The organism is Paenibacillus sp. J22P277 (assembly GCF_059383675.1).
The window spans coordinates 67,897-84,248 of sequence record NZ_JBXENS010000014.1; the positions used below are offsets into that span (position 1 = coordinate 67,897).

Sequence of the window (16,352 nt, forward strand, 5' to 3'; positions counted from 1 at the left end):
ATCCAGGTATAGGTTCGTCAGCAAGATTAAATATAGGTGCTGCTTTTCATCTTCTATTCTAGCCATTATTCTCACGCAAATAGCGGAAAAGGTGATTATTCCAAACGAGTACGTAAGGCAGAGTCACAACCATCGAAAATAACCTTTTCGCTTTCCAGATTTACGCTCAGCCAAATTCAGTAACACTTATCGTCCATGAGTATACTGTGAAACGGATGCGGAAAAGACCTTCCAGAGACCATTAATTGTGTGAAGCTGCTGTTCCATAGGAATCTCAGACAACAAACAAAATCAGCTCATTGAAAAAATTACCGCTCAGCTTTTTTCATCGGCATCTACATCATCAGTAAACGCATGTCGCACTGCGTTCTTATACTTTCATTCCCACAGCTTTGAGACTATTTATCTAAAGTTCAATGTAATCTGTAATAGAGAATTTAACTAATTGATGTCTTTTTATGCTAATGGTGGAATGGAAATATCATCTTGATCATTAGACGCGCCTCCGTACAGCAGCTGCTGCAGCGTGTCATGGCCAGTTCAGATATAAAGAAGCGCCCCGCAAGCTCGAATGCTGCAGGGCGAGAGAAACGAACGCTTATTTGATACGATGTTCACGCATAAAGTCGTAGATGTTGCCTGAGATCGAGACCGTGACGACATCTGTCTTCACGACACCATTGGAATACGTGGCCGTGAACGTAAAGGTCAGCGGTCCATCTTTCAATTTCTCAAAGCTTTCATCCCAAAGCGATCCATTCCAGTTTACGGATAATGTATCGCCAGTCAGCATGGTTTGGAAGCCATTCATTTTCACCTTCACCGAAACTGCCTTAGTCGCGGTTCCCGTGTTTGTCGTTTGAGCGGTAAGCACAAACTTCTCACCGGCCCAAAAGACGCTGTATGCGCGCGGACTGTTTTCGGATCCGGAATGCTTCACGTTGTAGCCCTTCCGGTACTCGTCCCATAGGTCGGTGTGTTTTACCTGGCCGGCAACCGACAGCGGCAAGACTTGAATCGTCTTGGTCACGACAACCGGCGGTGCCTTGCCATCCGAAACGGTGAGCTGCACCGTATAGGTGCCGACAAGCGGCGTCACAAACGTTGGTCCTGTGGTCGAGTACGGATTCGTGAGCGAATACGGATACGTGGTCTGCACGCCATTCGGATCCTTTACGACATACGAAACGGTTAGTGGATCCTTATCCGGATCGTCGATCGTTTGCGTGATCTTAACCGTATCGCCCTCATAGACCGGTTTCGGCGACCAATCAAAGTCCGCGGTCGGCGGCCGATTCGTCTCGATGTAGAAGTAATGCGGATCGCTGTAGTCGCTCCAGTCGTACCCATCGAAAACGCGGACAACAACGTACATGTTCACGTGCTCGGGAAGATCCACGCCGGGAACCCAATCTACGGCGCCAGACGCTTTTATGCCCGAATCAAGCCGCAGCACGCCGCCGTACTTATAGATTTTCATCTGGAACTGCGCCTGCTCATCGCCGTCCGCATCCCAATAATTCCATTTGAAGTCTGGCCGCAGAACAGTCATTTTTGTCGGATTCGCTTGGTCCGTACTCTCCGGTACCGTAACCGCCGCGGCCGGCTTCTGATTCAAGATATTGAGCTGCAGGCTGTATTCCGCGGTCGCGCCATCAGAGTCCGAAACGACTTGGCGCACGTTGAACGTTCCCATACTGCTGAAGCTCTTCGTCCAATTCGTTCGCGAATCACTTGCGAACGTCTCCGTTCCGCCGGCTGTCGTATTCGAGATATAGTATTCATGCGGCAGCTTCGTGCGATCGCCGTCCTCAATGTCATGGGCGGTCGAATCGAACGTGACCGGTACGCCGCGGAACGTGTTCACGTGATCGGTCGTAAATCCTGGAACCGGCGGATTGTTTGGCGGCGCCAGGTCTTCAACCTGCAGCATCACCACGTACCAATCCGACCACGCGCCATATTCGTCTTTGACTGCCAGACCAACTTCGTACGTGCCGACTTCCTGCGGGGCTGTGAGCTTCGCCTCCTTGTATACGCCGCTCGGCGTCACGTAATAGAATTTTTTCTGGAGGATCCCCTTCGTCGCCTTGTAATCGATCCCGGTACCTTCGGTCGAATAATCGGTGCTGCTGAAATACCGGTCCGGATCATAGCTGTAATCGGTCCATACGATCTTATTTTGAGCGTCACTCGCTAAAGTGAATTTTGCGATCGGACGGCGATGGACGGTAATTTTTTTCGTAAACTCATTCGAGTCCTTCCGGTACTCGTCAAACGTGTTGTTCGGCGCGGGATGATCCGGATTTGGATCGTCCTTCGCCTTCAGTTTGACAACAAAGTCTCCGACCTTATCAAACTTCAGCTGTGCCTCATGAAACGTCTTCCCGTTCAACGCGGAAACGCCTTGGTTATGAATGAAGCGAACCGTGTGCTGCACGGTCCAATCATAGACGCCGCCGGCGGGCGGATCGTTCTCCGGGTCGCTGAAAACGATGTTGTCGTATTTCACCTCGGCCGTTGCGGATCCTGCGTCCCAAATTGCATACTGATCCGACCACGCGTCGTTACTCGTCATCGGCTTATACGCAAGTCCGCTGAACGTGACGAACGGCTTGTTCGAGAAATAGCCGAAGCGTCCGGAAGCATACGTGCCGTCATCCGCTTCGAAGATCGGCGTGTTGTCCAGGAACACCGCGAAATGGCTGCCGCTCGCCTGCAGCTTGACGGCGTACGTCTTCTGACTGAGCAGCGGATAGTCCTGCGTCGCAATGATCGTGCGCGCGCCGGCGACGTATTTGACGAGCTCGATCTTCTTCGCATCGGTCTCGAGCGCATAACCGTTCTGCCGATCCTTCATCCGGAACGAATATCCGAGCCATTCGTTGTCGTAATCCGCATCGTCCAGCTTGAAGTTGAATTTCGTTTCCTCATCGGACAAGGAGAACGGCGAGTAGAATTGGCCGCTCGTGAACGGCTTCACGATGAGTGTATTGGTCGTAGGCGGGCCAACCGAAACGGTCAAGCTCATGGTATTCGCATACGTCCCCGAATCCGAACTCGAAGTCGGCCGGCCTTGCGATAACGTCACGTACACGCCATCCATGTAATAGGCGCCGTAGATCGGCGATGAAGAATAATTGCATCCGGTCAGTACGCTGCCTGCTGTATTACCTGCCGCATCGAATATCTTGCTCCGACCATAGGTGGAGTACATGGTACCGCCCCCCGCATCGCAGGTCGCGCCGTTAGTTCGATCCAAACTGGTGCGATAACCGTCGGCCGTTTGGCCAAGTCTGCTCTTCGGGGTGAGGTTCCCTGAGAAATCAGTTGAATATTGAGCAGGGGCTCCAAAATCACTTCCGCCGTAGTGATACATGCTCATATCATCACCATTCAGCGAATCCGCTTTGCGCTTGACCGATCCGGATTCTGCGTTCAGCACATAAACGCGCTCGTACATCATCGGAAGAACGTCGCCCGGCCGGGTATGATCGTAATAGACCCTCGCGTAAAGCTCGCTTTTGCCCGGATTAAAGAAGAAGCCCGCATAGATCTCCGGATAGGACCACGCCGAATTGAAAGAATTTTGCGGTGTGGGGCTGATTTGCTGTCCTTGAACTACTGCGTCATTTCGGATAGAATCTCCGATGTACTGCCGCCAGGCTAACGTATAATTCGCATTGTACTTCGTAACGTTCAGGTCGTAATAACCCGAATTGTAGGTCTGGTTGTAATAGGCCTCGTATCGGTACGTGTTCCCGGCTGCATCGGTCATGGAAGCAAGCGACGTATATTGCGGATTATCCATCGTTTTAATATTCGGATTCACCGGTGCCGGCGCGGTCCAGGTCGGCAGTTCAATAAGCGCCATATCGCGCGTTAATTTGTAATGCCTCTCATTCCCATTCGAGACCGTGTTACATAAAATCACGCTGCTACCTTGAACGCCGCAGAAATTCATGTTCCAAATATCCGTGTTCTGTTGGCCAAGATCGATCGTTGGATTGGCGAACGTGCTGGAAAGCTCTTGCCCTGTCCGGGCATCAAACACGCCGATATCCGATACATTCTGACCATTTCCATATGACCAATTGCGCTTAATGTACAGATAGTGATCCGCGAGCTCGTAATCCGGCACATTCGTTACGATGACGGGAATGTTCTTCTTCATCGTGCCGGCGTACAAAAAATCGACGTTCCTTGAACTAAAACTGGAGTTGGTCAACACGTAGGCATTGGGATTGCCTTTTGTATACGCTTGCGAGACGGAACCCCAATCACCAAACACATCTTTAATTGGCGAAAGCTTTTGTGGATCGAGTGCGAAAAACTCATCATCGTAATAATACGTCCAGTGTCCCGTCGTGGAATTGTAACTGCTGGTCGTATAATGGGAGTCGTAAATCAACAACTTCTTCGTCGATCGGATTTTCGGAGGATTGTTATACCAGGTCATCAGACCGTCGCCTTTCTTATTCAAGACGTTGGTCACGACGTTGGATTGCAGAGTGGACCTCCAGGGGTTCAGCTCATTGGATCCAAACCCGTTGTTCGTGAGCGGATACGCTTGATACGAAACCTGCTCTCGACTGAAACGGGTTTGATCATAGACATAAACCTCATTTTTCTGCAACCCGAAATTCCGTCCTTCCCCGCTGATCAAGCTGCCGGAGCTGGTCCGCCACAAATTCGTGTTGTTGTAGACGAGATTGTTCGTGCCGGGCACATAGATCGGCCAATCAATCATATCTTCCGGCTGGATCCGCGTGTACGGATCGAGATCCGGCTGCGGGTTCTTCCCTTCCAGATCGAACGACACTTCCGGCGCGTTGTTCACAACATTCAGCGTCAGTGTGGACGGCGGATCGGAATTAGTGTCATCCCATTGGCCGTATTCCTCGGTGACCTTCAAGTAGAACAAATATTTGCCGACTCTGGTCGGCGTAAACTGCAGCTTCGACGGCGTGCCAGCTGCCGCTTTCCATGCATCATCGGCAAACCCGTTGTTGTTGGCATCGTATTTGTACTGGTATTCCGCGGTTACGATTGCATCCGCGTCCGGGCTGGTCGACTTGTTCAGCAGATCGAGCAGCGTGCCGCGGACCGACAGCGGAGGAACGACCAGCTTTGCGACCGGCGGCAAGTCCGGCTTGACGATAATCGTACAGGTAGCCGGCGCAAGCGACTTTAGACCGTTCTCGTCATAGACGAACAGCGACACCTGCACGGAAATGTCCGTGGTTCCCGGATTCGGATAACTGGACTGCTTATTTATCCATTCATCGTGGCTATGATCGATTTTCAAGTAGGCGATCGGGCTATAGCTGCGCGCGCTGCTGATGGCGCCAGCGGGAATCGGATGATTCGCAATGACGGACGGCGGACAGTCGATGACCGGTATCGGATTCTTCGGCACGACTTCGATATAGGTACATGCAGTTGCCGTTGCCCCGAACTCGTCCCGCATCTGCGCGCAGATGTTTTGAAATCCGAGCGAGTCCATCGTTAAGTTATGCTGGCCGTCCATAAGCTCCACGCTTTTGGACGGGATCGACTGCACGAAGGCCGAACCGGCCGAATAGTCGAAGCCCATGAAATACAGGTCGTCACCGTCCGGATCGTTTGGCGTCGGGACGGTGGGATCGTTAATGTAGATCAAATCCAATACCGTTCCTTCTACGACTTGATGCAGCGGAATTTTTGGCTGGCTCGGATTCACAAAACCAATCTGGAACGTCGGTGGATTATTGACGGTCGGTCCCGTTACCGTAAGCGGCTTGGGCCCGATCCAATCCGATGTACCGCAGCTCGTCACGATCTGCATATAGACATCATGAATGCCGACGCCAATTACCCAAGGATAGGAGCTATAAGAGAATGTTGAATCTGTCGTTTGTCCGTTGACCGGGCTTCCGGTCCACGAGCCATTTCGTTCGATTTTATAATGGTGGGAAATATACGTACAACCATTCAGCTCAAAATCTCTTGGATGTAATGTGAAGGAATCCTTGTACGGTATCGTGCTGGGCACAACATCAAAATCCCCGGTGAAGCTCTTCGCTTTTTCATAAAAAAACGAGACGTATGCCTTTGGTGTGGCAGCATTGACGGTCACAGATTGACTTGTCTTGGTGGTCACCGTGTTCGAATAGGCCACGTATGACAAGTTACTGCCTTGAACAGTTCCATACGTGCTGTCATAGGAGTATCCCTTGCTAAATGGCAGCGAGGCGACCGGGACGGTCTGCTGCTTCGCAAGCGTGTAGGAGCCGGTCGATCCTGTTCGAACCATATGCCGGATGTTAATCCCTCCTGCCGTTGCTGACGAGTCCACGTCGTAGAAATAATACAGATAGACGGGATTCGGAAATCCGGCCTTCGTATACGTTCCAAGATTGTAGTTGCCGGCATTAACGGATCCGCTCGGTTCATTGCCGGATGTAGATTTTTTATAGCCGGAGTACGTATAACCAGGCCCGGATGGAACATCATGTGAAAACGTATACGATGTACCTTCTTTCAGCGGCTCTTCCCTGTCATTCAGGCCAGCAACTCCATCCAAGCTGTTTAAAGACATATCGAAGTGTTTTATGATCACTTTTCCATCGTTTGAGATTTTATCGTAGTAGTAGTTCACTTTGTACTGATCAAAATCTCCGTTGTAAGTAAACGATGGTGTCCCTATCATGAATGAAGAATTCTGTGGATCGCTGCCGTCAACGCTCTTCTTATATTTCCCCGCATACGTGTATCCAGGAATTACAGGCGGGGCAGGTGGGTAGGATTGACCAACGACCATGTCTCCCGATTTACCCGGTGATAAGCCGTCCAAAGATTCTCCGGTTGTAGACACGTTATGTGTTTCATAGTGACCATCCAGTTCAAACTCGAATACGATCGGAAAATAATAGCGTCGAGCTTGGACTAATGGATCGTAGGTTTCATTCTCGTGCTCTCTCGCAATAACATCCCAGTATCTTCCCGAACTTGTTTCTAATTTTCCGGGCAAGTTGACTTTGAAACTAACGTCACTTCCCTTTATGTTAAGATTGGATGTCACTGGGGAACCAGTAGTGTTCCCGAAGTAATAACTATAGTTCGTGTAATCATCAGTAGAACGCGATTCCTTGAAATAAGTTTGATGGGTGTTACTTCCAACATCAAAATTATACACTTTGACATTTTTAACTGACCTACCTGGGAAGCTAAAAGAATATTGCCAAGATAAATCGTTTGCCGGGACTGTCTGACCAGGTGAATAAGTTGTCCATTCACCTTTAGAGTTTGTCCATATTTCGTAACTCATGAAACCGACGGCATATCGCTTAGCACCTACCGGATAAGGTTTAATATAGGCATTTCCAAAATCTAATTCGTCTGCATCAGCAATATTACTAGGTATTATTGGAAGCAGAAATTGAAACAAAATGGTAAGCATGAGTAAAAGAGAAATTCTTTGTTTGCGTATCCTCCCCATACTTACCTCCAAGGATTTTTAAACAGAATCTTGGCATCGGAGTCAGCGAGAATATCAATATAATCAATTTTTTTGATCGTTAGTTTTTCGTAATCCTTTATGCCGAGAGTCCAGAAATCATCTTTGTCCACAACGGGATTATAATGAATACGTAAATCTTTTCCGATACTTTCTCGATAGTTACTAGTTTCTCCTCGAAATTTAACTCGTTCTCCAGTTTGCAAGAATAGGAATGTTCGGCCCATTACTCCTTTATCTGTCGTACTTGCTCTTGTGAAAGTCTTCCCTTTCGAATCCCGCGCAAGATCCATACGATAATAAATATCACCTGAAATAATCAAAGGAAAATCCTGTTGTGTAATGATTCGTGCAGTAGTAAACGGCTTACCCTCGTTCAGCAAATTCTTAATGAAATAAGGGTCTTTGGCGTAATAGTGTGCATACGGCTTAATATCTACAGGCTTGATCGCATCCTCTAACTTCGGCACGTCCTTATTGCCAATCCAGACGAAGTGATTCACCGAGTCCCACTCCACTGCCACGCCCAGCCCTTCACTTACAACACGCAGCGGAACGAGCGTCCGTCCCTTTACCACTTTCACCGGCACGGCCAGCTTAGTCGTCTTCCCATTTATCGTGGCCGTCGACGCGCCAATCGTAAGCGCGAGGGTACTCTTCCCTTTCACAATGCGGATATCCTTACCGGTCAACGTCAACTTGCCGCCAAGCTTGTCCGATACCACGCGCAATGGCACAAGCGTGGTTCCATTCACACTCTCAGGACGCACGTCACTTGGCAATTGACGCGCATTATAGAGCAGTTGAATCGACAGGCTGGTCGTCATTTTGCTTGCTTCCGCTGCTGATACCGAAGCACCGCTAATCGCACTGCCGGCCATCATCGTCGCGGCGATCACCGCAGCCGTTAAAGTCATCTTTTTCATATTCTTTTCCTCCTCGGAAAAAATTTGTTTTGCGGCTGTACCAACTTGCCGCTTGGCAATTGAAAACCATAAAGCGATTTGGAAAGTCGCGGCCCGATCACCATCTAGGGCCGCCGTTCCGGGCAAGCCGGGAACGTACTTAGCCCTTTCCTATTACATATCGAGCTTGTACTCTTGAATGCTAGGAACCTTGATCACGTCTCCGCTTCCAAGGACGTTGATTAATTTAGGGTAGTCAGTTTGAATAACGGCAAAAATGGCCGGTCCATTGAGGTACTTCGTCACATTGTACCTTGCATCTTGAAAAAGGTACGGGAACGTCGTGTTGGAATCATCGAATATTTGAAACTCTACAACCTCGACTTTCGTGCGTAGCGGACTTCCCTCGAAAGGCTTCAGCGTGTTGTCCAGCCCAAGATTCATGCGAAGGGTCTTTTCAAAAATAGCACGGGCAGCGATCGGATCAAAGATGATTCGGCCTTCAGCCAGTTCGTCTTTGATCGGCTGAAGCAGGGCGTCATGCGTGGAAAGATTGTCCGCGTTCTTCATCGTCGTCTGCGTGATATTCCATGCATAACTTTGCTCCTGGTAGAGCCATGAGAAGACGAAGACAACAAACAAGAAGACGACCTTGATGATATGATCCATAGGAAAGCCGCCCCTTAATTCAGGTGTTCGCTCATGACAGCGACATGGGCGTAATAGTTTTGATCGGTTTGGGATCCGGTGCCGAACCAAAACGGGAAGGACGGCGGCCGCGGCCCTTTCAGCTTAATATCGATTTCGGTTCCCCGGTCCACCGGTATGGTGGAATAGGTTAGCTCGATTTCATCTTCAGAAAATCCGATTCGCTGCAGCTTTTCAACGAGATCCTGCTTTAAACTCAGTGTAACGTAACCATCAACCGCGGCTTGCTGGGCTATATTAAAGGCATAGGACTTGAACAAATCGTCGATCAAATAGTCCCTGTAAGAAAATATCGGCTGCAGGATCATCAAAATGGTGACCCACATGAAAATCGCAACCATGGCGGTATACTTCACCGAAATGCCCCCTTAAAGGGAGGCCGTTCGAAAACGGCCGTTTCCATTAATAATTTTGAATGACGCTGCGATGAATATTGACGGCATCCTCGGTATCCCCGATGTAGCCGGTGACCCAGAGAATGACCATTGTTGCGATTACAAACGCAAACGCGGTCCATAAGGCTATCGCAATCGTTTTATCCTTCATGATTTACCTTCCCTCACTACAGGGTATACATGACCGAAACAACCGGAGATGGGGCTCCTTCACCCGTTACAGTCGGTGCTGGAACAACAGGTCTCGTGTCGTCGGTGTCACCCAGAATGTCTTGTATCATAGGTTTAAAGACGAAGTAACCAATTGCAACAATAACGAAGCCGAATGTAATCCAAAGTGCGTATGCGAGTGTTTTATCTTTCATGTGAATACCAACCTCTCAATTTAGAATGGTTTGTTGTCGAATAATAGCTAAATACATGAATACAAAAGCAATGATCATAATGAAAGTCAGAATGGAAGGCACTGCATTTAAAACCCGCGCGACGTCCCCGACAATCATCCCCCTTTTCTCGTATTGATCCGAAGATAGCTTCGTTAAATACTGCCCTTGCGATTTCAAGTAAATCGTTGCATCAGCCCCGGACATACTTTCTGTCGTTAAGATAATGGAGCGAATCTGTCCAATGAAGGCATGATTCGTTGGGTACTGCTTCACCCACCAATCCAACGCATTCTGAATATCTTGGTCAATGACACGTTCGCACAACTCCTGCAGCTGTTCTTGGATGTATGTAAAGTGGCTGGACACCCTTCGGCAAAACACATAAAATTGCACCGGATTTGCGCGTAATCGGTTATTCTCGTACAACTTCATGAACCCGATTAATTCACTATCCGTTCGGGTTAGCATTCGTCGGCGCAATTGCTTCATCAACATATGGGCCGGCATGAACGGCAGTGGTTCCGTTATGAAGATCGCCAGTCCCATGAGGAAGACGGGGAGCAAACTAAACGCTTGGTTCGTTAGGAACCGATAGCCCCCATCCAGGAGGATAAACGCGGCGGCGGCACCGTAACGGGCCAGGTTTACGCTCTTACTTGATAGTTTCACGCCGCTGTCTTTAAATACTTCATTCATCCGGGTGCTCTCGAATCGGCCTGCAAAGGACTTCTTATTAAATCGATCCGTGACTCGTTCCCGCAAAGTCGGATTCTTATGGCATGCAATCAGCACCGCCAAGTAGAACAGCCCGAAAATGGCAATCAACTGCAGCGCATGAACCATAGCTCCTCCACTCCTTTCAGTAGTCTAATCTCGGCCGCGATAACGCAATGGAGAACACGACGCTGAACAGGAAAGAAATAATGATCATCAGCAACAGCGTCAAACCGAACGTCGTTTCCAGTTGGAACTTGAAATAAACGGCCGGGCGCATGAAGAAAATGAGTGAACCGGTTAGGACGAAAAAAGTGAACAGGTTGACAACGACACCGATCTGCACCGCATCGCGGGCATTTGCCTTAACCCCGATGATCGTTTCTTCCTGGCGCTCCATGGATTCATGCAAAAAAAGGAAATCGCTCTTCATGTTGGCACTTCCTTCGCGTTCTGCGTAGACGAGGTTATTGATAAACTGAGCCGCAAAGGTGGTCCCGATCATGTTGGCGAAACGCCGGGTTTCTTTAAGCAGCTGTTCTTCATCGCGATACGAGAGGAATACCGTGGACATTTCTAGCAGCGGCTGCTTCAGCACGTTCGATTCCGACATCAGTTTTGCGGTTTGGGAGATGGCCCGATCGACGCTGAGATTCGCAAACTTGGCCATAATTAGCGCCGCCTCTTTCAAGTCATAACTGCTTTTCGCGCTGGCCATCATGTACTTGTAGCGAAGAGTCAGATAGGGCACGAAGAATGATATCAGACTTAATATAATGGCAACTCGCATATCGGCAACCGCGCTGGCTTGGTTTTGCACGCTGATATTGAACGGATTATTGGTCAGCTGCCCTGGAACCTGGCCGATCGTAAAATAAGCGATGATGAATGTCGCGGCAACAAGCAAGAACGTTCCCAGAAGAAAGCGGAAATAGGAAGTGTCCTGTACATAGTCGCTTTTTGTGAGCATCATCATTTGTTCTAAGTGGCGCTGAACGCCTGGCGTGCTAGCGCTCTTCCCGGTCTTATCCTTGATCAGCCGTTGCTTAAACTCCATCCGCCGGCTACGTGATGAGCTGTATTGCTTCACCATGCCCCACGTTGCCGGTTGAATAAAGAGCCATATCCCCATATACACGGTCACCTGGAACAGCACATGCACAATAAACGAAAGAAAGCTATTCATGCAGCACCATCCTCGATCGTTTAGAAATCACCCGCGGATCGCGGATTCGCCGTAACGCGGACAGCCTCGATAGACATTGCATAAAAGCATCGAACGCTTTGTTCTCCTTCATGCGTTCGTGCATCGCTTCAGAAACTTCATCGTTGTAGCTCCATTCATCCGTGACCTTATTCCAACGCATCAAATCGTTCGCGTAGACTTCTCGGTTCACTTCGTCATACACAATTTCGCTCAACCGTGTGACGCGCTTTTCACCATTCGGGAGCTTATTCATAATGGCCACCATCCGGCAGGACTGCAGCGCAGACATCAAGTGCCCTTTTAGGCTGCCGCCGATGATACTGTATACGGCAAGAGCGCCCTGGTACGGAATATCTTCCGCATCGTCGGTATGAAACGTGCCGATGATGTTGTCATAGCCTTTGGATCCGGCCCAAATGTAAAACTCCCATTCGTTATGCCGCATTTCGGTCATGAACACGACGTCCGGATCCATCCGGAGTGACTCGATGCCGACTTCCATCAACTCCTCATGCCGGGCCATAACCGGAATAATTCGATGCCCTTGAATGACGTAAGGCAGGATGCTTTCCGGATGCCGCTCGATCATGATGACCCCAAGTGCCTTGTCGGTCGATTTTTTCATCTGCTCGCCTACAAACGAGTTTGCAAACGTTGTTTTTCCCGAACCGACGGGACCGGCGACGATCATGTTTTCGTTCATTCGATTCAGCGCGTGCCAGAGCGGCAATGACTCGCTTGGAATGGCTCGCGTTCTAACCTGATCTTCAAAGCTCAGGTACTCCACGATCTGCCGGCGCATACTGATTGTCGGAAACTCTTCCCACGTCCGCGGATACACCCACATGGCAATCCGGATAAATCGTCCTGGCCAAAGCGGATCATTCATCTTAAATTCTTCTGCCGGGTTGTCCCGGTTCGCCCTTGCGCGTTCATCCGCGCTGAGCAAGGTGCGTTTCAGCTGCTCGGCCCGATTCAGGTTCCGGAGACGATGCCCATAATCAACGAACCGGCCCTTATGGTTGAAAAAGATGTTCTGGCCGATAATCTGAAGGCCGCTGGAATTGTTGAACTGCTTTTTTGTCAGCCATTGATACGCCGGCCCGAAACCTTTCCATTCGTGGAATAAACCCTCAACCGTCGAACTGTACGCTTCGGGGACGTTTCCGCGGAACGGATGCGTTCGGAGGTACTTATCGATCTCGTGATAAAAGTACGCCACGGCTTCCGGATCGCCAATCAGTGCACGCTCGTTCAATTCGTAATATTTCGCGTCCTTAATGGCTTTGCCTTCGCCATAAAAATACTCATCCATATCTGACATAAACGCATAGAAGTTTTCCTTCGACGGTGCGGCACGCTTCAAAATTTCTTTCTTCAGTGAAAACATGCTTTTACTTCCTTCCTTTGTCGGGTTTGAGCCCCATGCCCGTCATCTGATGCCGAACATGCGCATCCACTTGTTGCAGTTCGCGTCTTCCAATTGGCAGCGTGCGTTCATGTTGAACCGGGAAGACCGGAAAGTCCGCAATAATTTCTAACCCCTTGAATCGCTCAACATCGCGCGCGGAAATCCCAAGCGTTGCATTCGGGCTTGAGCGGTTAAATATGCCGAAGAAATCCGAGTACGACAGTTCTAAATGCTCGATCGTCTCCAAAATCGCCTGTAGCCTGTGTTCATGTTCGTGATGCGTAACCATGATCCGATTGCCGGACCATTGCATACCCACGTACCAAGCTGCGCTTTCGGCAATGCTGCCGAAGTCCGCAACAACGACATCAAAGGCTTCCTGGGCTTTTTCGAGCAGGTATTCCATGTCCTCCACCCGATAATCGAAGGCGGATAAGTAGTCAAAATTCCCAGGCAAGAACCGCACGCCGTCCATTTCATACAAGTCGTTAAAATCCGACAGCTGCACGATTTTAGCTGATAACCGCGGCCGCCAGGTGTCGAGGCTGGAAGCTGGTTTTCGTTCCCAACCCGGATCGAACAGATCGAGGCCAAGATGTCCCACTTTGAGGCCGGCTGCGGCGAATCGTTTCGCAAACAACATGGATACAGTCGTCGTACCAACGCCGGTACCAGATCCAAAAAAGCCGACGATACGGGAACTTTTCATCTCGCTAATCTTAAAGAGCTCCTGAATTTTGGTGGTGATCGTTTCGGCCGTCGCCCTGGCTGCGAAGTACGTAATGTCGAGCGAAGCGCACTTGGTCGCATTCATGGCGGTTCGCCTAACATTTTCCTCACTATCGAGGTAGGCGATCGCTGCCGTTTCGTTGCCTTTCCGCAGCTTTGTGAGGTCATCCAAGGAAATGATTTCACCCGACAACAGCAGCAAATCGTGGTCTACTTCTTGTGGTCTTGGCAACTGCGTCATGGAGACGACATCCAGCTGCTTTTCCTTTATGCGATTAACCGTCATTGAGTCGATCCCATACGCATAGATCGTTTTCATCTGTCTGCCCCCTACTGGATCCGAACGATCCAGACCTTGTAACCGGCCTCTAATTTATCTTTCAGGGCTTCGCCTTCACTGTCCGACAAAATGACTTCCGGGTACGAGACGCGGCCCGTAGATGTCAGACGGCTATTGGTATTGCCTTTTTCCGTATCGGTGACGTCATTGTTGTCTTCAGTTCGAACGTAGGCGACTTTTGCCTGGCTAATAAATGGCCCATTCTGCTCGGCCAGCGTTTCATTACCAGCCGGATCACGCTGGCTTGCCGGCACAATGAGTTCGATTTTGACGATATCGTTCGCGCGGAGCGTACCATTAATGCCGTAAATCGCTTCCTTCGGAATCGCGTAAACTCCCTCCCCTTTTCCGGGGTTAATTTCTTTCAGATCGACCAAGCTTTTCGTGATGACCATGCCGTTTGTGAGGTCAACATTCGTCCGTTTGCCTTCCAGATCAAGTATGGATGTGAATGCACCATCTGGCACTTGGCCGCTTGGCACTTTGGCCAAAAACAGTTCGTTGTTGGTTAAGGTCGAGCTGGCCGGTATTCCTTCTGATCCTGCCCTCACCTTCACGATGGACTTGCTGAAGACTTGCGGCTGCAGATAGAGCGAGTATGCGAGCTGACCACCTAATCCAATGATTAGAAGTGCCGCGGCAATGGCGTACTGAACACGTAATTTCATGTTTATCGCCCTTTCTTAAATAAAGAGAATTTAGATTTCTTGGCCGGTAAAACAGCAGCTAGAATGGTCTCGCATAAGACGTTGTCCGGTTCCACGGGGTTCGATTGCAGTGCATGATGATGAAAGGTCATTTGGAGCTGCTTTCGTTCCTTGGCATTAAATAAGGTTGAAATCTCCTTAAACGATTGCTGGGTAGCGAAGTTCACTAAGAACTGCAGCGGCCGATTCCAATTGCGTTTAAAAAAACGATCCATAGCGCCTAACGCAGCATCACAGTCCCATTCCGAGGAACCCATGGTCAGTACGTGGAGATCTGCGCGAGCGAACTCATTGAAGTGACTTGTAAACAAGGCTTCTTCTTTCCCCCGGAGATTAACGACCTGGCCGAAATCGATCACGATGTAGTTGTACTGGCTCATGAACGTTTGCAGCAAGGTTGTTTGTTCTGCTGCCGGATAACAATCGATTCCTTCGTAGCTGAACTGGCTTTCACCCGAATTCGCCGGCTTCAACGACTCAAGCGACGGCTGCGAGTCGTGCAGCAGTTCGACAAGTGCCACGGACTGCCCCAGGTCTGTTAAATACTTAGCCAACTGCAGCCCGGCGTAGGTGGATCCGGTTCGCCGGTCTACACCACCGACCGCCACAATTTTTGTGCCGACGATCCGATCCTGATAAACAATGACTTCTCGGATTTCCTGCGGCTTCGCTTCTCGGGCTTTAGCCGGCCGTGCGGCTGCCTTCTCTCCGGATGTGGCCACTTCAATATCCGTGAGATCCCAACGAGCCGCGTTAGCGTAACGATGAGACTGCTCGAGTTGACGGCGAATAAACACACGGTACGGAACTTGCTGAGCTTCATCGTCTGATTCTTTATCGCCGTCTCCGATTTCGTCGTCCTCTTCTTCTTCCTTGGGGAACGGCTGGTTCAATATGTCGTACACGTTCAATTTCAGCAGCGCGTTCATCGTTGGATCTCCCGGCTCCCGTTCAGGTGCCAGCAAGATAATGCGTGTTTCTCTGCGGAAGCGAATCTGCCGAATGCCTTTAATGAGCGACATGTCATCGGTACTGGTTGCGTCAATGATGAGGACATTTAATTGGACCGATGCGGCCGCCTGACAGAGTTGAACGAACAGGTCCCCTCCGAACATGCCGATCTGTGAAAACAGAATGTCCTTGTCTTGTAATGCGGCTTGGACCTCGCCGACGACATTCGGGCTGGATATAAAACCGTACATGTCTTTGCTCTCCTTCTTTGCTAGTCACGTTCCATTTTTATAGCGACCGTAAACCTGTACATACACCTGTATGTACAGGTTTACAGCCTACTGAAGTAATATTTGGCTTCTCCCTTTTCGAGCTGCTACCGGTCGAATATCTCCGATTAG

General features: G+C 49.7%; 12 protein-coding genes. All 12 read right to left on the reverse strand.

Annotated features, from left to right (window positions below):
- Positions 1-598: 598 nt before the first annotated feature.
- Positions 599-7,480 carry a hypothetical protein gene (locus tag AC50YL_RS34580; protein WP_494837919.1) on the reverse strand — a complete coding sequence of 2,294 codons (6,882 nt, stop codon included), beginning with the start codon at positions 7,478-7,480 and terminating at the stop codon, positions 599-601.
- A 2-nt stretch (positions 7,481-7,482) separates the two neighbouring features.
- Complete coding sequence (locus AC50YL_RS34585) at positions 7,483-8,424, reverse strand: copper amine oxidase N-terminal domain-containing protein (protein WP_494837920.1); 942 nt, start codon at positions 8,422-8,424, stop codon at positions 7,483-7,485.
- Positions 8,425-8,577: 153 nt separating this feature from the next.
- Positions 8,578-9,072, reverse strand: coding sequence for a hypothetical protein (locus AC50YL_RS34590; protein ID WP_494837921.1), 495 nt, complete (start codon positions 9,070-9,072; stop codon positions 8,578-8,580).
- A gap of 14 nt (positions 9,073-9,086) precedes the next feature.
- Positions 9,087-9,467 carry a hypothetical protein gene (locus AC50YL_RS34595; protein WP_494837922.1) on the reverse strand — a complete coding sequence of 127 codons (381 nt, stop codon included), beginning with the start codon at positions 9,465-9,467 and terminating at the stop codon, positions 9,087-9,089.
- Between the two features lie 46 nt (positions 9,468-9,513).
- The gene (locus AC50YL_RS34600; RefSeq protein WP_494837923.1) at positions 9,514-9,657 is read right to left on the reverse strand and encodes a hypothetical protein; all 144 of its coding nucleotides are present in this window, start codon (positions 9,655-9,657) and stop codon (positions 9,514-9,516) included.
- Between the two features lie 16 nt (positions 9,658-9,673).
- Positions 9,674-9,871 (reverse strand): hypothetical protein, encoded by a 198-nt coding sequence (locus AC50YL_RS34605; RefSeq protein WP_494837924.1) that lies wholly within the window; start codon positions 9,869-9,871, stop codon positions 9,674-9,676.
- A 15-nt stretch (positions 9,872-9,886) separates the two neighbouring features.
- Entirely contained in the window at positions 9,887-10,735 is an 849-nt protein-coding gene (locus AC50YL_RS34610) for a hypothetical protein (protein WP_494837925.1), read from the reverse strand.
- Positions 10,736-10,751: 16 nt separating this feature from the next.
- On the reverse strand, positions 10,752-11,792 hold the full coding sequence (locus AC50YL_RS34615; protein ID WP_494837926.1) for a hypothetical protein: 1,041 nt from the start codon (positions 11,790-11,792) through the stop codon (positions 10,752-10,754).
- Positions 11,785-13,203, reverse strand: coding sequence for an ATPase, T2SS/T4P/T4SS family (locus AC50YL_RS34620; protein WP_494837927.1), 1,419 nt, complete (start codon positions 13,201-13,203; stop codon positions 11,785-11,787). Before AC50YL_RS34620 ends, AC50YL_RS34615 begins: the two co-directional genes overlap by 8 nt.
- 4 nt (positions 13,204-13,207) lie before the next feature.
- Positions 13,208-14,272 (reverse strand): hypothetical protein, encoded by a 1,065-nt coding sequence (locus tag AC50YL_RS34625; protein ID WP_494837928.1) that lies wholly within the window; start codon positions 14,270-14,272, stop codon positions 13,208-13,210.
- A gap of 11 nt (positions 14,273-14,283) precedes the next feature.
- Complete coding sequence (locus AC50YL_RS34630; protein WP_494837929.1) at positions 14,284-14,961, reverse strand: SAF domain-containing protein; 678 nt, start codon at positions 14,959-14,961, stop codon at positions 14,284-14,286.
- Between the two features lie 2 nt (positions 14,962-14,963).
- Positions 14,964-16,202: a hypothetical protein gene (locus tag AC50YL_RS34635; RefSeq protein ID WP_494837930.1), complete on the reverse strand. Its 1,239-nt coding sequence runs from the start codon at positions 16,200-16,202 to the stop codon at positions 14,964-14,966.
- Positions 16,203-16,352: the final 150 nt, after the last annotated feature.